11 protein-coding genes and 1 pseudogene are annotated in these 18,628 nt (G+C 35.5%); 5 read left to right on the forward strand and 7 right to left on the reverse strand.

Features of this window, described 5'->3' with window-relative positions; genetic code table 11:
* The first annotated feature begins 95 nt into the window (after positions 1 to 95).
* The 3 genes from MCQ_RS02215 to MCQ_RS02225 all read left to right on the forward strand — a co-directional run bounded on the left by MCQ_RS02215 (position 96) and on the right by MCQ_RS02225 (position 7,082).
* Entirely contained in the window at positions 96 to 2,849 is a 2,754-nt protein-coding gene (locus MCQ_RS02215) for an autotransporter outer membrane beta-barrel domain-containing protein (protein ID WP_006923274.1), read from the forward strand.
* 2,643 nt (positions 2,850 to 5,492) lie between these two features.
* Positions 5,493 to 5,750: a hypothetical protein gene (locus MCQ_RS02220; protein ID WP_006923275.1), complete on the forward strand. Its 258-nt coding sequence runs from the start codon at positions 5,493 to 5,495 to the stop codon at positions 5,748 to 5,750.
* Between the two features lie 966 nt (positions 5,751 to 6,716).
* Positions 6,717 to 7,082, forward strand: a complete 366-nt coding sequence (locus MCQ_RS02225; RefSeq protein ID WP_035007738.1) for a response regulator — start codon at positions 6,717 to 6,719, stop codon at positions 7,080 to 7,082.
* Between the two features lie 320 nt (positions 7,083 to 7,402).
* Here MCQ_RS02225 and rpsI read toward each other — a convergent pair whose 3' ends face one another.
* Both rpsI and rplM read right to left on the reverse strand, forming a co-directional pair.
* Positions 7,403 to 7,888 (reverse strand): 30S ribosomal protein S9, encoded by a 486-nt coding sequence (gene rpsI, locus MCQ_RS02230; RefSeq protein ID WP_006923277.1) that lies wholly within the window; start codon positions 7,886 to 7,888, stop codon positions 7,403 to 7,405.
* Between the two features lie 2 nt (positions 7,889 to 7,890).
* Positions 7,891 to 8,355, reverse strand: coding sequence for a 50S ribosomal protein L13 (rplM, locus tag MCQ_RS02235; protein ID WP_006923279.1), 465 nt, complete (start codon positions 8,353 to 8,355; stop codon positions 7,891 to 7,893).
* A gap of 294 nt (positions 8,356 to 8,649) precedes the next feature.
* Here rplM and recJ point away from each other — a divergent pair, with 294 nt between their 5' ends.
* The gene (recJ, locus tag MCQ_RS02240) at positions 8,650 to 10,434 is read left to right on the forward strand and encodes a single-stranded-DNA-specific exonuclease RecJ (RefSeq protein ID WP_035007780.1); all 1,785 of its coding nucleotides are present in this window, start codon (positions 8,650 to 8,652) and stop codon (positions 10,432 to 10,434) included.
* Between the two features lie 19 nt (positions 10,435 to 10,453).
* Here the strand turns inward: recJ and parE are convergent, their stop codons facing one another.
* The 5 genes from parE to MCQ_RS09515 all read right to left on the reverse strand — a co-directional run bounded on the left by parE (position 10,454) and on the right by MCQ_RS09515 (position 16,243).
* Positions 10,454 to 12,511 carry a DNA topoisomerase IV subunit B gene (parE, locus tag MCQ_RS02245; protein ID WP_006923286.1) on the reverse strand — a complete coding sequence of 686 codons (2,058 nt, stop codon included), beginning with the start codon at positions 12,509 to 12,511 and terminating at the stop codon, positions 10,454 to 10,456.
* Between the two features lie 81 nt (positions 12,512 to 12,592).
* A complete protein-coding gene (lipB, locus tag MCQ_RS02250) occupies positions 12,593 to 13,330 on the reverse strand; it encodes a lipoyl(octanoyl) transferase LipB (protein WP_006923287.1) in 738 nt (245 codons plus the stop codon).
* Between the two features lie 147 nt (positions 13,331 to 13,477).
* Entirely contained in the window at positions 13,478 to 14,329 is an 852-nt protein-coding gene (locus MCQ_RS02255) for a TPM domain-containing protein (RefSeq protein ID WP_006923289.1), read from the reverse strand.
* Positions 14,329 to 14,970, reverse strand: coding sequence for a LemA family protein (locus tag MCQ_RS02260; RefSeq protein ID WP_006923290.1), 642 nt, complete (start codon positions 14,968 to 14,970; stop codon positions 14,329 to 14,331). Before MCQ_RS02260 ends, MCQ_RS02255 begins: the two co-directional genes overlap by 1 nt.
* A gap of 556 nt (positions 14,971 to 15,526) precedes the next feature.
* On the reverse strand, positions 15,527 to 16,243 hold the full coding sequence (locus MCQ_RS09515) for an MFS transporter (RefSeq protein WP_006923292.1): 717 nt from the start codon (positions 16,241 to 16,243) through the stop codon (positions 15,527 to 15,529).
* Positions 16,244 to 17,570: 1,327 nt separating this feature from the next.
* On the opposite strand from MCQ_RS09515, the pseudogene MCQ_RS02270 reads away from it, so the two are divergent.
* Positions 17,571 to 18,572 (forward strand): annotated as a pseudogene (locus MCQ_RS02270) (phage tail tape measure protein); the annotation flags it as partial.
* Between the last annotated feature and the right edge of the window lie 56 nt (positions 18,573 to 18,628).

Below are 18,628 nucleotides of genomic sequence, written 5' to 3' on the forward strand. Positions count from 1 at the left end.
ACTCTTTATTTTTTTTATAGTTATCGAATTTTAAATTATGGTTTTTTCTACTTTTTTGTTTTTTTTAGAAAAAGAAAATTTGAAGAGGGATGATGATGAGAGTGTCTAAAAATCGCTTATATTCGTGCGTTTTTACAGCAGCTATTTTTTCTTTTTTATCAAATATAGATGTTAAGGCGAGTTCTCTTTCATCTGTACCACTTTCATGTCATGAAGGAAAATTACCTTATAGATGCAGTGATGGTGCAAAACATACAATGAGCGATAAAACGTACCAGTTTGTTGTACCTTTTAGTGAAAAGAATGGGGGTAACAATTCTCTTATATCATCTGCTGCCATAGTGGCGCAACAACCAAATACAGTGATCGAGGCAACGCGTGTAGAAGTTAAAGCGACTGAGAGTTTAGAAGGTACCTATGGCGTAATTGCATCACAAGGGGGGAAAGTTGTTTTGAGTGATTCAACCTTTAATAATGTATCAACAGGTCTTAGCGCTGATAATGGGACGATTGAGGTAAATCGTGGATCCATTAAGGCTTCTCAGAGGGGTGTTTATGCAGAAAAGCAAGGAACATCTGTTCTTTTAACTAACACAAAGATTGAGTTAGAAGGTCAGGGAATCGGTCAAGGCGTAGCACTTTTCAGTGGTGTTGATGCGCATATTAAGATGACAGGGGGATTGATTGATGTAACGAATGCAGCTGCTCTTTATGTGGGGGCAAGGGGGAGTACAATTTTAGATGGTGTTACCATTATTTCAGAAAATCAAAGAATGGCAGACAGAGAAAATACAAATGAGGAAGATGATGTTGCTCATGCAGTTTTAAACATAAATCCGCATGGCTTTACTTATTTAAAGAATAGCGATGTTCTTGCTGCCGATGTTGATGTTTTGTGGGTTGGATTAGATCCTAAAGCACAAACAACTGTCAACCAAGAAGGAAATATTTTAATTTCGCGGGTTAATATTGAAGATTCGACAATTACGTTGACAGGTAACAAGCATGGTATGCACTTTGATAAAAATACAGGAAACCATGAATACGAAAAAAGGATAGTCTTTTTGAAAAAGACGACTTTTGAGGTACCAGATGGTACGGTTATTCATAGTAATAAGAGTAGTGGTTATATTGCACTAACAAAAGATACAAAGATTTCTGGTGATTTATTGTTAACAGCTGAGAACGGGGCTTCTGTGGCTATTTTGGCTGCTTCTTCTTCACTTACAGGAGGCACCCGTGTTGCTGATGATTCTACTGTTGAACTTTATTTGACGGAAGGATCAAAATGGGTTTTAACAAAAAGGAAAAATATAAATCAGCAAGCCTTGAACGGTATAATGTCATCAATTTCATTTATAAAACTTTCTGATAGCGTTATTGCTTTTGAATCTCCAACGTTTCAGGAGTATCAGACACTTCATATTGGAAAGGGAGGGGAAGAAGCTTATAGTGCGCAGGGTGGTGCACGCCTTTATTTCAATGCGTATCTCAATAGAGATGGTTCGCTCAATACTCAAAAGACTGACCGACTTTTAATCCACGGCGATGTTTCTGGAAAAACTACACTATATGTGCAATTTGTTGCAGAAAATCAAAAGGAAGAAGCTGATGACAAAAATGCACACAGTATTTCAATTGTTCAAGTTTCTGGAAAAGCAGCTGAAGATTCTTTTCAGTTAAGTAGTGCTTATATTGCGTTGGAAGGTTTGCCTTACCAGTATTATCTCCACGCGTATGGTCCAGGTTCTTCTCTTGGGAATTCACAGGCTGCTCAAAGATTAGTTAAAGGCGATGGAGATTTTTGGGATTTTCGCCTTGAGGGTAAATACGTTCAGTCTGCTTCCGTTGCATCTGTTGTAGCTAATTCTGCATTAAGGGTGAGGGATGTTGTTCCGCAGGTTCCAACTTATCTTCTTTTGCCAAATGCCTTTTTCCATGCTGGGTTGATGGATATCAGTAATCAAAACAAACAATTGAGAACTATGCGATCTATTTCGAGTAGACTGCTCAAAAATGATGAAACTCTTGCTTTGTCTATTAATGGTTATGGCGGGAGTTATGGTTATGTTTCAGATCTTTCTGCACTTGAATATGGCTACAGTGGTGACTTTGACTATAAGGCTGTAGAAACAGGAATTCTCATGAAAACAATAGAAAGCGCATACAGCACTACATCCTTTGGGCTTACGGGAACTTACGGAAAACTTTCTTTGCAGCCTCGGAATGTTGCAAAAAGTCAAAAAAGTACATTTAATAAATGGTCAGTTACAGCATATGGTAGTATGGAACATGACGCTGGCTTTTATGTAGATGGCTTTTTATCCTATGGTTTATTTAAAGGGGATGTTACTAGCTTTGCATGGGGAAAAACAGCGACATTAAAAGCAAATCCTTTGAACATTTCTTTCTCTGCTGGTAAAGCCTTTATGATAGGGTATGAAGGTTTTGTTTTTGATCCGCAGGTTCAGCTTATTTATCAACAGCTCCAGTTTCATAAGGCTCGTGATATTGACGGCTTTGATATTGAGATGGGAAAATCTGATCAATGGGTGATGCGTGTTGGTGGGCGTTTAACCAAGAAGCTAACAGCATTTGAAGAGGATCATGTAACCTCTTTCTATGGAAATTTTTATTTTACACATGGTTTTGGAGAAAAAAAATTGGTATATTTTAAAGATGCTTTCCAGCTGGGATCTTTTGGTTCTTCTTTAGAAACTGGATTTGGTATTCATTCAAAACTGTCTTCAAAAGTTACATTTCATGGTGATCTAAGCTATCAGCATAAATTTACTAAGGCTGGTTTTTCTGGAATTCGTTTTTCTGCTGGATTGCGTTATAGTTTTTAATTAATCTTTTGAAAAATTATAAATAAGATAAGAGTTTTAATGTATTTTTGATTTTAAGATAGAAATAGAAAATATAAGATGTTTTTAGTACATTAGAAAGCAGTCATATTTTCTATTATATTTTGCTTTTGTCTTTAGGATTTTTTTTCATTTTTAAAATTAATTTAGGAAAAAATTAAATTTAAGTGCATCTCTTATTACTGAAGGAAAGACCAAAGGGTTAATGTCATCCCAAAGATTTTCTTGGATTAATTATTTTTAAGAATTTTGTAGCTACATCAACTTGTAAAGTCGGTCTCTGTAAAAAATATGAAAAATAAATATAACAAATAATTTATATTTTTTATTCTTTAAAGCCATCCTTTAATACATGCTTTAATTATAAAAGCACTCATGTATAAATAGAATGGAAAGAATAGCTAATGAATGTTTTATTCAATGTGAATAAAACACAAATGTACAAAGAGGCTACCAATCTACAATGGTAAAGATGAGTGGGACATATCGGAATAATCTCATATGAAGCACGACAAGAACAATGAATTGAATGATAATGCCTCTTTATAATCTAAATCTTACAAAATATCTATTTAACCTGATAGAAAATAAATTGATGTCATTCGTTTTGTATTTAAAGACGGTCTTACTTTGAAAGTCTTTCTGATGTCTTGTAGTGTAAATAGAAAACTATGTGAATATATTGAATACCGCTCCCTTCTTCATCCATGATTAAAGTAAATGCGAGCTTTAATGTGTTTTTAAGAGTATAAAATTTATAAATTAAGATTGGCGATTATAGGGAAATAAAAATATAGGGCAAAAGAGAGGCGGCAATCTTTCTTTGAGGAACAATATTGAATATACGCAAAATGTATATCGAGCAAGCGAAACTGTTGCTAAAACGATGAATGCGCTTTTTGGCCGTTATAGGCCGATATTCTTATCGGTATTTAGCTGATTACGTGGTACATATAAAAGTGTTCTTTTGGGGGGCTTTACGTTGCAATTTCTCCGATGTTTTTATTGTTATAATAAATGCGATCTTGTTTTCCTTTGGCGGTTACGTTATCAGGAGCTTATGGACCGTATATTTATGGCGTGGTTAAAAAGCTACGGAATCATTCAGAGAATTCTTCTGCAACGCTGATGGTTAACTTGACAGTGATATCGCAGTTGCAAAAATTTGGGAGTTATCTCCCATTACTTATACCTTCAGTAGGCAATTACATTAGCATCCATTCGGGAATACTTAGCTTTTCTCAGCTATCTTATCTTTTTGTCCCAACAATAATCTCTTTATGGCTTTTTTATCTTTTTTAGTGTTTGCGAATGCAGAAGCTTTTGTGGCGCTTTTTTTGTTTGGTACTCTCTTCGGCTTATTTCATTCAATCGCACAAGAATGAGTGATGAACGTTGTCTTCAAAAATCTTCATGTAGATCTATAGAGCAACCGTGCTCAGTATATCACTGAGCTTAGATATTGGATGATAGGCAGTATTTTCTTGGGTTTTATTTTCGAGTACTTTAGGAATTTCTATTCTTTCATTAATATTTATTTCGATAAAACTATTATTTTGCATTCTTTATTTATCTATGTTGTTGTTACAGCGCTGGTATATCAGATTTTTTTTGATCAATATATATCTCGTAATAATATATAACAATTTAATTATTTTTTTGGTTTTTAATAAATTAAACATTAAATATAAAAATAAATAAATATTTTTAAAATTCATAAAATATAAATTTATTTTATATATATTTATATTTAATAATATTATGTGATAAAATTTGATTTATTATTAATAATATTAAATAATTTTTATTAATCATCTATAGCTTTGTAGCTATTCTTATTTTCCGAAAAATGAGTAATTGAATTAGTAAGAGGCTATAAAAGCAATATTCTGTGTAGGTGCTCTATTCTTTATTATTAATTTTTTCCGTAGATATGTTAGTCTATAGCAATATACCAATTTTTCCGATAGGTATGAACAATTCCTCCATTTGCAAAATGCATGGGCAAGAAGAGGCTTAAAACATGGGTATAAATCGACATTCTAGTGTAAGCCCATTGGTTACATAACCCCCTAAACTGCCAGAGAAGAAAATACTAAGAGTTGCGCGAAACAGCATAGAATAGCAATCATAAGAACAGTGGTGCATAAAGCATTTTCCACATGCTGAAAGGATAGATGCGGTCTATAATCGTCTGAACAATAAAAGGTTTAACCAGTGTGTGCGCACAAGACAATAGCAACAAAACTGAGTTTGATGACGGTATGAATATATTTCTTTATGGCTTTTGTAAACCAAGAGAAGGATAATAACTTTTCGGGTGAACAATACATTTTATTTTATGCTTTTGTTAAAAGAAAAACGCTGATTAAATTTTCTAAAAGTATTGTAAATATTATTATTTATAAAATATACAATTATTAAAAAAATATAAAAATAATATATTTATAGTTTTATGCGTATTTTTATTTATAATATTTAAGCATTGTGTTTGATTTTTTTCTAAGTCGTATAATAACACGTTTAATGCGTGTTATAGTGATACTTTTTTAAAATATAGATAAAAGGAGAATTCGTATGTTTTGTTGGCTTAGTGGTTAGTCTAATACTGGTTGGTCTCATAGTTTGTCTAATGCTTGGTCTGATATTTCATCAATTAATTTTTCAAGTAGTGGATCACAGCCTGGGTGTAATGTCGGCGATTATTTCTCTACAGCAAATTCAATGGGAGTGGTAGGAAGAGATGTGGGAAGGACTGCTGGAGTGTTTGTAGGAGGTGTAGTGGGAGGAGTAATATCAGGCGGATTTGGAATATTGACAGGAGCAGGAGCGGGGGCAGGAATCGGTGTTGGTATTGGCTATGGAGTAGGAAGAGCTATATGATGAAATTCTCAGTATAATGCGTGCTATTATTAATTTATAACACAATTTATTAATATATTAATTTATGCTAATTTTGTAGACATATATTTAATAAATATTTCTAAAAATATTTATTAAATATATTTCAGTCATATATTAATTATATATTTTTATTTTAATTATTGTTGTAGATATTAGTTATGTGGGTGTATTTTAGTGTTTTTATTTTAAATATGCTTATTTTCAATTATAATAACAATTTCATTTTTTGTAATTTTTTTCATAGCATTTTTCATAACATGTTATATTCTTGATATATTTAAATAACTTTTTTATAGAGACTATTATATAAAATATTTAATAATATTATTATTTTTGTATTTTCAGCTGAAGAAGCAAATACTATAATAAAAGTTTTCATTTTCCAGTGTTGCTACCGTTTTTGTATTTAAAAATGCATTAATTGCATTGTGTGATCTATTCTAAAATCTCGTTTAAAATCCACAGATAACCTTTTTTTGATTTGTTATCCAATAGCTGTATTGATGTATAAAAAAAACCTCTAGGATAACAAAACATTGCAGCAGAAAACACTGATTGCTTACTGACTAAAACATCTTTGCATATCAAAATTACGGAATTGTTTTTTCCTACTCAAAAGCCGGTATTTGAAATCATTTGTATGTTTTTATCTTTCTAAGGTAAAAAGGCTTACGTGTTTATTCCAATACCCAGAAACTTTGTATATCAATTTTAAAAAGTATATAATAATAAAGTCTTCAGGGTCATAAAAACTTTCTTTTTATGAACTGAAGAAGCGTCACGTTTTAGCAATACAAATATTAATTTTGCGAAAAAATGCTTTTATCGGGCGTTATTTCGTTTCTTTGTGGTTTACAATTTTTTTTATCATTTTATCTTAAAGTAGAGGGATTATGTATTAATTTCTCTTTGTCTATTTTATCTCAAAAGGGTGGAGTTATATTCATGTCAAAAAAAGTCATGATCGTGGAAGATAACGAACTGAATATGAAATTATTCCGTGATCTTGTCGAGGCGAGTGGCTATGAAACCGTTGAAACGCGGAATGGTCTTATGGCATTAGAATTGGCCCGTTCATCAATGCCCTCTCTTATCCTTGTAGATATTCAGTTACCTGAGGTATCAGGGATCGATGTTATTAAACAATTAAAAGAAGATGAGAAACTTAGATCTATCCCCATTGTTGCGGTAACAGCTTTTGCTATGAAAGGGGATGAAGAAAGAATTCGTGCAAGTGGATGTGAAGAATACATGTCAAAGCCTATTTCTGTTCCTCATTTTATCACAATGGTAAAAAACTTCTTGGATTGAAGCTATGGCTAAAGAATGGGAGAAAAAGCTAGTGAGGAGGCTTTAATTGTATTGCAAATGTTTTTGTAAACGAACGCATAGTTAGGTCTGGACTACTGAAGCTGAAGTAAAGATTCTAAAAATTGAAGCGAAGGTTTTCAAGCATTTCCGGACGACCTCTTTTAGGCTTATCTCTCAGGAAGAAATAGGTCATTTTACTCTTTGAAATTTTTCTCATGATAGATAAAATTGGCTACCACGTTCTACTTAAAAAGAACCGATTTAATAAATATAAAGCCCCGCCAAAACAGGGCTCTCGATGTATTGCACAAAAATTGAAATTAACGCTTTGAGAATTGGAAAGAACGACGCGCTTTTGCTTTACCGTATTTTTTACGTTCAACAACACGACTATCACGGGTAAGAAAGCCACCTTTTTTCAAGATCGTGCGAAGTTCTGGTTCGTAATAGGTTAAAGCTTTGGAAATACCATGGCGTACCGCACCGGCTTGTCCAGAAAGACCACCACCTGCAACGGTTGCAACAATATCAAATTGGGTATCCCTTTTTGTTGCAACGATTGGCTGACGAAGAATCATCCTAAGAACAGGACGCGCGAAATACTTGTCAAATTCCTTACCGTTAATGATGATTTTCCCAGAACCTGGTTTGACCCATACGCGAGCAACAGCATCTTTACGTTTTCCTGTTGCATAGGCACGTCCTTGTGAATCAAGCTTTTGCACATGGATAGGAGTAACATTTTCTTTAGTTTCTTCAATACTTGTTACTACGCTAAGCTCAGAAAGAGAATTAATTTCAGCCATAATCAAGCAATCCTTTTGTTTTTGCGGTTTAAAGCACCAACGTCAAGAGATTCGGGCTGTTGTGCTGCATGCGGGTGTTGGCTTCCAGCATAAACACGTAAATTCCTCAATTGACGACGACCAAGTGGTCCACGAGGAATCATGCGCTCCACAGCTTTTTCAACAACACGTTCAGGAAAACGGCCTTCAAGGATTTTGCGAGCTGTGCGCTCTTTGATTCCACCAATATATCCGGTATGCCAATAATATTTTTTATCTGTATATTTTTTACCGGTGAGAGCTATTTTATCTGCATTGATCACAATAACATTGTCACCATCATCGACATGTGGAGTAAATGTAGCCTTATGTTTGCCACGTAAGCGGTTCGCAACAAATGCGGCAAGACGACCTAAAACGAGGTTTTCTGCGTCAATAATAACCCATTTTTTCACCACTTCAGTTGGCTTTTGTGAAAAAGTTGCCATAGAAGATCCTTTATAAAAACCCTTTAACATTAAGGGGATTTTTGCTGCTGTGCGTTGAAAATTGTTATCAGCGAAATATTTAACACATAATAACTGTTCTGAATATAATGTCTTTTGATTTACGTCAAGAGAAAATAAAAACTTATAAAACAGTGCTTTATAGTTGAGGTACTTTAATACTACATATGTAGAGTAATTTACTTACATTTTAGGCAAAAATGGATGCTGCAAAAGAGTGCTTTATCTTTAACTCTTGATTGTATTTTATTCGCTTTCATTGTAGAACGGACGACAATGCAACGTTCTCGTTATTTTCTCAATGTTGAATCTTCTGCTTGTGGTCAGGCTTGGTTAGATGCCCTTGATATTCAAGGGGTAAATAATGCGCGTGCTATTTCTCAAAAATTTGGTTTTCCAGATGCGTTAGCGCGCGTTCTCTCGGCAAGAGATGTCGATGAATCTGAAGCTGTTGCTTTTATCAATCCAACTTTGCGCACGCTAATGCCTAATCCAGAAAGCTTTACGGATATGCAATATGCAGCAGAGCGCATCGTTAAAGCTATTTTGAATCAAGAGAAGATTGCTGTTTTTGGTGATTATGACGTTGATGGTGCTTGTTCATCAGCGCTTATAGCACGCTTTTTACGTTATTTTGGTATAGAAGTAAAAATTTATATTCCTGATCGTATTGTTGAAGGATATGGCCCAAATGAACAAGCAATGAGGATGCTCGTGCAAGAAGGTGCTCATTTGATTATCACCGTTGATTGTGGCGCGAACAGTCCAGATGCAGTAAAAGCAGTAAGGCTTGCAGGTGCTGAGGTTGTGATTTTAGATCATCATCAAATGTCAGAGGTTCATCAGGAAGCTGTTGCTCTTGTCAACCCTAATCGCCCTGATGATTTTTCTGGACAGGGGCATTTGTGTGCTGCTGGCGTTGTCTTTGTTACATTAGCATGGGTTAATCATTTGTTGCGGAAGCAAAACTTTGGCGGGAAGCTTCCTGATCTTCTAAGTATGCTTGATCTTGTTGCATTGGCGACTATATGTGACGTCGTTCCGTTACAAGGTGTTAATCGCGCGTTTGTAGCTAAAGGGCTTCAAGTTGCTCGTTCTATGCATAATTTCGGGATAGCAGCTTTAACCAAGGTTGCACGTATAAGTGAGCCGCTTAATAGTTTTCATTTAGGTTTTTTATTAGGTCCTAGAATTAATGCAGGGGGCCGTATTGGAGATCAAGCTTTAGGAGCACGTTTGCTCTGCTGTGATGATAAAAATGAAGCTGAACAAATAGCAGAACAATTAGATCAGCTTAATCAAGAACGCCAAGAAATGGAGGCTCTTCAATTAGCTCAAGCAGAATCTTATATTGCTTCTCTTTATCAAGAGAGAGAAACACCTTTGTCACTTGTGATTGCTCATCAAGAATGGCATCCAGGAATCATTGGTATTCTTGCGTCCCGCTTAAAAGAGCGTTTTTTTTGTCCTGTTTTTGCAATTGCTTTGAAAGAAGATGGAAGCGGGGTAGGATCGGGACGCTCAATTAGCGGTATAGATTTAGGAGCACTTGTTCGTGAAGCTGTTACATTAAATTTATTAGAAAAGGGTGGGGGACATACTATGGCAGCTGGAATCACAATCAAATCGACAAAAATTGACAATTTTCGAGAATGGCTGGAGGAAAAAGTCTCTGTAAGGGTTTCACAATTGCATGCTAAAAAGTCTCTTAGTATAGATGGTTGTCTTTCTGCTTCTGGAGCCAATAAAGCGCTTTTTGATATGATAGAAAAAGCAGGACCATTTGGTTCAGGGAATACTACTCCTATTTTTGTTCTTCCCTCTCATCGGTTAATGAATCTTTGTGAGGTGGGAAAAGGACATCTTCGCCTTGTTATCTCTAATATGGAAGGAAAAAAGCTGCAAGGAATAGCTTTCCGTGCGGTGGGAACATCGCTTGGTTATTTTCTTTCTGAAAATATTGGTGAAATGATTCATTTGGCTGGTAATCTTAGTTTGAATTATTGGAATGGAACAATTAATCCACAACTACGCGTTATTGATGCAGCAGCAGTAGTTTAAAAGGAATATTTTTTAAAAATCATATATCTAGATTAGAAACAAAAGTAGAGTTTTCTTGTATGAATCGAAATCGTGCTTCTGGTTTGGTTCCCATTAAGCTTTCTACTATATTTTTTGTTTCTTGCAGTTCTACTGCGTCAATAGTAACACGTAACAATGTACGCTTTTGAGGATGCATAGTTGTTTCTTTAAGCTGTTCAGCGCGCATCTCTCCAAGCCCTTTGAAACGTCCAATTTCGATTTTAGCTTTTCCAGTGAATTCAGTTTTTAGTAATTCATCCTTATGGGCGTCGTCACGTGCATAAGCAACTTTTCCTCCTTGCGATATTCTATAAAGAGGAGGCACGGCAAGGTATAAATGTCCCTGACGAATAAGATCTGGCATCTCTTGAAAAAAGAAGGTGATGAGGAGTGAGGCAATATGAGCACCATCAACATCCGCATCCGTCATAATGATAATCCGTTCATATCGGAGATCTTTTTCACGATACTTAGAGCGTGTTCCACATCCAAGAGCAAGTATAAGATCACCTATTGTTTGGCTTGAATTCATTTTCTCGTGTGCGGCACTTGCTACATTTAAGATTTTTCCACGAAGAGGTAAAATTGCTTGGTTTGCTCTGTTTCGCGCTTGTTTAGCAGAACCACCAGCAGAATCACCTTCAACAATGAATAATTCAGCACCAGCAGCACAGCTTTGGCTACAATCTGCCAGTTTGCCGGGTAGACGTAATTTACGTACAGCAGTTTTTCGATTGATTTCTCTGTCTTGGCGCCGTTTAACACGTTCTTCAGCACGTTCAATAACCCAATCAAGAAGTTTTGTTGATTCTTGTGGAGAATTTGTCAGCCAATGGTCAAAAGGATCGCGTATTGCATTTTCAACGATACGTTGAGCTTCAATTGTCGCTAATCTGTCTTTAGTTTGTCCAACAAATTCAGGATCTTTGATGAAAATTGAAAGTATTGCAGCGGTTGAAATCATAACATCATCAGACGTAATAATAGCAGCGCGCTTGTTTCCTATTAATTCAGCATAGGATTTCAAACCGCGCAAAAGAGCTTGACGCAGTCCTATTTCGTGTGTGCCACCTTCTCCAGTGGGAATAGTATTACAATAAGATTGTACGTAAGCATCACCACCATGCCAAGCAACAGCCCATTCAACAGATCCATGACCATTATATTGTTTTGTTTTACCAGAAAAAATTTCCGATGTGACCCGATATTCATTTTCCAATGATGAGAGTAAATAATCTTTAAGTCCATCTGGAAAGTGTAAAACAGCTTTTTCGGGAATATTTTTTGTATCTTCAAGTAGGGCAGGATCGCAGTTCCAGCGAATTTTTACGCCGCCAAAAAGATAGGCTTTAGAGCGCGCCATCTTATAGATTTTTTCTGGATCAAAAGCCGCTTTTTCGCCAAAAATTTTACCATCAGGATGAAAACGAACGCGTGTGCCACGACGATTATAGACGTCACCCAAATCTTCTAATCCAGATTGAGGAATACCCCGCGAGAAACGTTGTCGGTAAAGTTTGCGTTCTCGTGCTACTTCAACTTCCATATCATCAGAAAGAGCATTGACAACAGAAATTCCTACCCCATGCAACCCACCAGCAGTTTGATAAGCTTTGCCATCAAACTTTCCACCTGAGTGAAGTTGCGTCATAATAACTTCAAGAGTAGATTTACTAGGCATTTGAGGATGATTTTCGACAGGAATGCCGCGTCCATTATCTGTAACTGTTAAATAACCATTTCTATCTAAGGATACATCAATTAAATCTGCATAACCAGCAACAGCTTCATCCATCGCATTGTCAATAATTTCGGCAAACAAATGATGAAGTGCTTTACTATCTGTTCCACCAATATACATTCCAGGACGTAAACGCACCGGCTCTAAGCCTTCAAGAACCCTAATAGAGTGGGCGTTATAGTTATCTTCGTGTGTATCCTTTTTCGCAGTCATTGCTTCTGGGCTCATTGAGATTTGCGGATTTTTTTCTTTTGTATTTATCCGAGACTGAGCATGATTGAAAATACTAAAAAGATCCTTTTTATTATCGCTCATGGCGTTTAACTATCTACCTCATGAATAAACTCTTATATCAAGAGAGTTTTATGCCTGTTTTTTATTTAAAAATCAATGCACTTAGGAAACATCAATTGTTGGACCAAAAATTTCTTCAAATGCTTGTTTCAGAGCAATATCAATATCGTACATTGTTACAGGGAAACCTAGATCAAGAAAGCTGGTTACACCGTAATTTGTGATTCCACAGGGAACAATCCCTGAATAATGTGCTAAGTTCGGATCAACATTGATAGAAACGCCATGAAAGCTTACCCATTTGCGTACACGAATGCCGATAGCTGCGATTTTATCTTCGCAAGAATAATCGTTTTGTGTGGATGGACAATGCGATCGTTTAACCCAAACACCAACGCGATCTTCACGGCGTTCACCTCTAATATTAAATTTTGCCAGCATCTGTATAATCCATTCTTCTAATGCACTAATAAAAGCACGGATGTCTTGTTTTCGGCGTTTAAGATCAAGCATAATATAAGCAATACGCTGGCCTGGCCCATGATAAGTAAACTCACCGCCACGGCCTGCCTCATAAACAGGCAATAAATGAGGTGCTAAAAGATCTTGTTTTTTCGCGCTTGTACCAGCTGTATAAAGGGAAGGATGTTCAAGAAGCCAAACTTGTTCATGCGCAGTTTTTGCAAGAATCTTTTCTACACGCTCTTGCATATAACGCAGTGCTTCAGGATATTCGACCAAGTTATCACTTATTTTCCATTCAACAGGTGGATTGCTAGGGATTGTTTTAAAGTGATGTGGTAAATGGCTACGATCAGTATGTTTCAATTCAAATGTCATGGCAATATTTATGTTGGCGTTCGTATTTGTGTTGAACTCAATAAAAGTGATGGCAGCATAAGGTATCGAATTTTTTATTAAAATTGAAATAATACGGTAATTTTTATCATAAGAAAATTCGCTACGCTTAAAAAAATTACATGCGTTTTACCATTTTCCTGTTGCACCGCCACCACCTGATGATCCACCACCACCCCTGAACCCTCCTCCACCTCGGGGACCACCAAATCTTCCACCAGGATATTTGCTACTGGCACTTAAGTTAAGAAACCAAGGAGTGAAGATGATACCCATCCAGAGATACTTTTGTGGGCCTACTTTTTTACCAAAAATCATTGCAAGAATGGGGAGACCAACCGTTATAAAAAGGATTAAAAACATGATTGCATTGATTACCATTTCTTCTTTTTCAGCTTGTTTACGTTGTGCTTCAATAATTTTTGCTTTCTCTTTGATTCGAAAAGTAAAATGAGAATCACTTTTTGTAATAACTTTGATAATTGCATCAACGACTTCAACAATTCCTTTTTGATAATTTCCTTCGCGAAAATTGGGAATAATAAAGTTATTAATGATGACAGAGGAAAGAGCATCCGTTAGCTCTCCTTCTAAACCATATCCTACCTCTATACGTGCTGTGCGCTCATTAAGTGCAATAACCAGCAATACACCGTTATTGATCTTTTTTTGACCCAATCCCCATCTGCGAAAAAGAGCATTACTGTAGGTTTCTATATCACTTCCTGAAAGGGTTGGGAGAGTTACAAGAGCAATTTGATCTCCAGTTTTTTCTTCGAGTGCAGCAAGTTTTTTTGTTAAGTCTTCCTTTGTCGCATCATCGAGTAAATGAGCTACATCGTTAACATAGCCAGTTAAGGGAGGAAATTTGTTCTGCGAACAAGCGACACTTCCCAATACAGCAACCAAATACAGAAGGCTTATAAGAGATAATAAGTGTTGAAAAACAACGCGTTGTGTGGAATATCGAAACAATTTCATTAATTAAAATTGACTTTTGGTGTTTGTTGGCTATTGGTATCTATAGTAAACGTTGGCATAGGTTTAGCATCCCGAAACCATAGTTTTGCCCAAATCATTGTTGGCATTGTTTTTAGTGTGGTATTGTATATACGTACTGATTCAATATAATCACGACGGGCAACAGAGATACGGTTTTCAGTCCCTTCTAATTGTGATTGAAGAGCGAGGAAATTCTGATTTGCTTTGAGATCAGGATAGTTTTCAACAATGGCCATAAGACGTGAAAGTGCGCTTGATAAATTTGCTTGATTGTTGAGATATTGCTGCATTATTTCTGGGTTATTCAACATATCAGCATTAATGTTCACTTGTGTTGCTTTTGCACGTGCTTCAATAACATTTGTAAAAACAGCTTGTTCATGAGATGCGTAGGCTTTGACCGTTTCTACAAGATTGGGAATAAGATCTGCTCGGCGTTGATATTGATTCAATACTTCACTCCATGCTGCATGTGCTTTTTCTTCATTTGTTGGTATCGTATTAAATCCGCAACCACTTAAAGATGGTATTAAACATGCCAAGAAAATAATGATTGAGATTCGCTTTAACATTTTAATTATAGGATAAAATACAATTGAATCATTTCGTAAATTTAACATAAAGATATCTCCGTAACCATTTCCTATATTATATAGGATGTACATTTTCTATGAAAAGTATTTTGAATTTTATAAGAAGACATTTTATGAAGAAAATCATCTTTGTATGAGTTTTTATCATATTTATCGTATTTAAGGTTATTAATTTATAAACAATAATTAAAATATAAATACCATTTTATGAAATAAAATATTATATTTTATAATATTAATTTTAATTATTATTTATTTTCTATTTTTAATTTATAAATTATTTTTTTATTATAACAATCGAAGAAAATTTTTTTACGATATTGAAAAGGAGATGAATATAAAATTTATTTATAATTAGAAAATAAATTTAAAAAAATAATTTATTAAAATTTTTATTTTAAAAATTGCATAAAAAACGCAATTTATCAATTTTTTTGTTTCTCATTTTTGTAAAATAGGCTGAGAATATTCCAGAAACTGCAATGATAATTTGAAGAAAACATATATAGGCTGAGGTGAAATGCCGTTAGTATCTCTTGCCATAAATAGATAGATTCCAAGGATAAAACACCCAGAGATACCATTAAACTATTCCCTGATATTCAGGATTACGAGAGAGTTGTAATAAAGAAATTGAAAGAACCCAGCTCGAAAGTCCAAATCCAATCATGAAATAAACCGGAAAACAATGAGTGTGTGTATTGACAGACAGAATTATAAGATCAATAGCCATAACAGCTAATAAAAATACTAGTGTTTTTCTTACGGATAAAACTTTACAAAAAAGTAGTGAAAGAAGCGCACCAATAAATACACCTGCTGAATAAAGTGCTTCGAACATTGTAAAAGTTCTTCTACCTGCATTCAAGATCTCTTGTATATAGGGAACAAAAATAACAGGAATAGTCATTAAGAAAGTCATAATAATTATCTGGCTTATACAAGGCATAAAAAAAGTTGGGTTCTTCTTAAAATAACGAAGTGATACTATATAATTTCCCCACCAGTTTTTCTGGTTTTTACTTTGAGATCTTTGGTTTTTAGGCATCTTCATTATAAAATTAAATAAACCAGCAATAATAAAGAATATGCCGCCTATTAGAAACGTTCCTTTTATTCCTGCATAGGAGAGTATAAATCTGCTTAACCCCATACCCAGGATAGCACAAAGTTCATAGAGCATATCGATTGTTGTGTTCGCATTGATTAGATGTTCTTTTGCAACGATACTTTGGATTAAAGGAACAGCGGATGGCGTATAAAAAGAGATAAAAATACCCAAGAGAGCAGATAAGACCATCAATTCAATTTCTATGTTAAATTGTCAAAGTATTACTCAACCGATGATCACCAAACCTCTGACAAGATTTGAAATAATAATCTGCGTCTTAAAATTGTATTTTTAGTAAATACACTAAAAACAGGCGAAAAAATAATGCTAGGCATCCAGAGAAAAAACATTAGAAGCGCTACACTATGAATTGAACTTGTCTGATTGTAAGCGAGCCATAACAATGCGATATAATTTATCCCGTTTCCAAATGTGCCAAATGAAGCACTCAACTTTATATTTTAGCTCATAAAATTTAAGAAAGTCTCAAATTGCTGATATATAGACTGAAGTGATAAGAATAAATGCTACCAACTGGTGTGAAGTAATGATTGGATTTATCCTCATACTTTGAGTAGGGGCATTGTTACCTTATCATGATCATAAAAAATCAAGAAACGGTTCTTAACATCACAATTCAAAAATCTTAATGGAACAGATAAAGTTCTTCCTTCAACTAAAGTCACAATCAGAGGAATTCTATGGCTAAACAAAAAAACTAGTGAGGTGTGCAATGAAGATAGATGGCAATTTTATACGATTTGTGGATGGCATTATTTCCAGTTTTCCAATCGTGAATTTATGGCACGTTACGAGAATATAAAGACAGTAAAAAACAGTAAAAATTTTTATTTCAAAACCTTAAAACGAAGTAGCAAATATTATTAATACTAAAAATTTCCACAGATTTTAGAGCTTCAAAAATTTCTCGGATTGTGGATCCTTCGTTGAAAGCTTATAAAATCAGATAGATGACAAAATAATTTTCGTGAGAATAAAGGGGTTAGAATCTAACATCAGCATCTTTTGGGTTCAAAGTTAATAAAGCCATCGCTTTAAAGAGTAGAAAGAAAACCAAAACACCTCATAATAATAAACCAACCCCACTACTATATCTTATTCACTACAAAATATGATTAGTACACTATAATCATTATCTCTTGCAAAGACGTACAGCTCTAAGTTTACCATACACGATACAATAAATCCGATCCCAACGCTAATACTATTGCGCTTACTACCAATGCATATATAGCTGCAAGCATAATCCACCTCCTAACAATTCTGATCAATTTATATCTATCTAATTGTTTTTTTTAAAATAGTCAATATGTATTTAACTCTTAAAAAAATCAAATTTAGGGAAAGAAATTGGCTTCATCTCCGCCATGAATGACGTAGTTTTGCAGTGTAGAAGGGTAATGGATAATACCGTTATCGTAGTATTTTTGATTGAAACTGACCATTATATTCACCTATAATGAAGACACGGGAATTTTTTCTTCATTGTATGTCAGCTGCGCGTGAAGTTTTGGAACTGATGATCAGTGCCAGTCAAGCAGGGATTGGCGAACAAGATCTAGAAGCCTTTAGTATTTATGCCGCAAAAGCAGCTGTAGCATTTGATATGACGGGGGATCAGATTGGTGAACGCTTTGCCAAATTGCGCAATGTCTTCAAACTGGATCAAGCAGGCATTGAAGATTTAGGTGATGCTATCAATCATCTCTCCAACCATATGGCGGCAAAAGCCAGTGAAGTGTCTGATTTTACCAATCGTGCCACCGGTGCAGCAACCATGTTTAAGCTCACCGCACGTCAAACAGCGGCGTTTGGTACGGCAATGATTTCTGCGGGTATTGTCCTTGAAAGTGCAGCGCGTGGTTTTAATGCCATGAGTGCGCGCATTCAGGCAGGGGGCAAACATATAGAAGATGCTTTTGCCAATATCGGTCTTTCACGGCAAAAGTTTATGGAAGATCTGGATAAAGACGCCACTGGGACCTTGGTGCGCTTTTTTGATGTTTTAGCCAAATCAGAACAGGGCATGCGTTCTCTGATTGCCATTGCTGGGCGCGATTTTACCGGTGATTTTGCCAAATTGGTTGGTAATCCGGAATTGTTAGGACAAGCTTTAGAATATGTGAAAGATCCCAAAATCTTTAAAGGTTCGGTAGAGCAAGAAGCGGACAAACAAGCAACCGGTGCCATCAGACAGTTTGAACTTTTGCAAAACCGCATTGTGGCTTTGGGCATTACCATTGGTGAAGTGCTCTTGCCTCCTGTCAACAGTTTGATGGAAAGTGTTGGTAATTTTACCAATGGGCTTATGGCATGGGCCAATGCCCATCCCGCTTTAACAAGTGCCATCATCAAAACCATTGCAGCTCTGATGGCTTTTAATATTGCTTTGCGGGTGTTGCGCTTTACTCTTGCCGGCACACGCCTCGGGCTTCTGCAACTCATAACTCCTTTTGTGAAGCTTGGAGCGCTCAGCCGTGCTCTTAAAACAAGTTGGTGAGGTTTAATCGCATCAGGGCGCTCAGTGGGAATAATGGCAGCAAGTCTTGGTGG

Source organism: Candidatus Bartonella washoeensis Sb944nv (assembly GCF_000278135.1).
GTDB classification, from domain to species: Bacteria; Pseudomonadota; Alphaproteobacteria; order Rhizobiales; family Rhizobiaceae; genus Bartonella; species Bartonella washoeensis.

Bases quoted from the DNA above. Each gene is read 5' to 3' on its own strand.
- lipB (WP_006923287.1), bottom strand. From the start codon at position 13,330: ATGACATTTGAATTGAAACATACTGATCGTAGCCATTTACCACATCAC.
- MCQ_RS02260 (WP_006923290.1), bottom strand. From the start codon at position 14,970: ATGTTAAATTTACGAAATGATTCAATTGTATTTTATCCTATAATTAAA.
- MCQ_RS02225 (WP_035007738.1), top strand. From the start codon at position 6,717: ATGTCAAAAAAAGTCATGATCGTGGAAGATAACGAACTGAATATGAAA.
- rplM (WP_006923279.1), bottom strand. From the start codon at position 8,355: ATGGCAACTTTTTCACAAAAGCCAACTGAAGTGGTGAAAAAATGGGTT.
- parE (WP_006923286.1), bottom strand. From the start codon at position 12,511: ATGAGCGATAATAAAAAGGATCTTTTTAGTATTTTCAATCATGCTCAG.
- recJ (WP_035007780.1), top strand. From the start codon at position 8,650: ATGCAACGTTCTCGTTATTTTCTCAATGTTGAATCTTCTGCTTGTGGT.
- MCQ_RS09515 (WP_006923292.1), bottom strand. From the start codon at position 16,243: ATGGTCTTATCTGCTCTCTTGGGTATTTTTATCTCTTTTTATACGCCA.
- MCQ_RS02215 (WP_006923274.1), top strand. From the start codon at position 96: ATGAGAGTGTCTAAAAATCGCTTATATTCGTGCGTTTTTACAGCAGCT.
- MCQ_RS02255 (WP_006923289.1), bottom strand. From the start codon at position 14,329: ATGAAATTGTTTCGATATTCCACACAACGCGTTGTTTTTCAACACTTA.
- rpsI (WP_006923277.1), bottom strand. From the start codon at position 7,888: ATGGCTGAAATTAATTCTCTTTCTGAGCTTAGCGTAGTAACAAGTATT.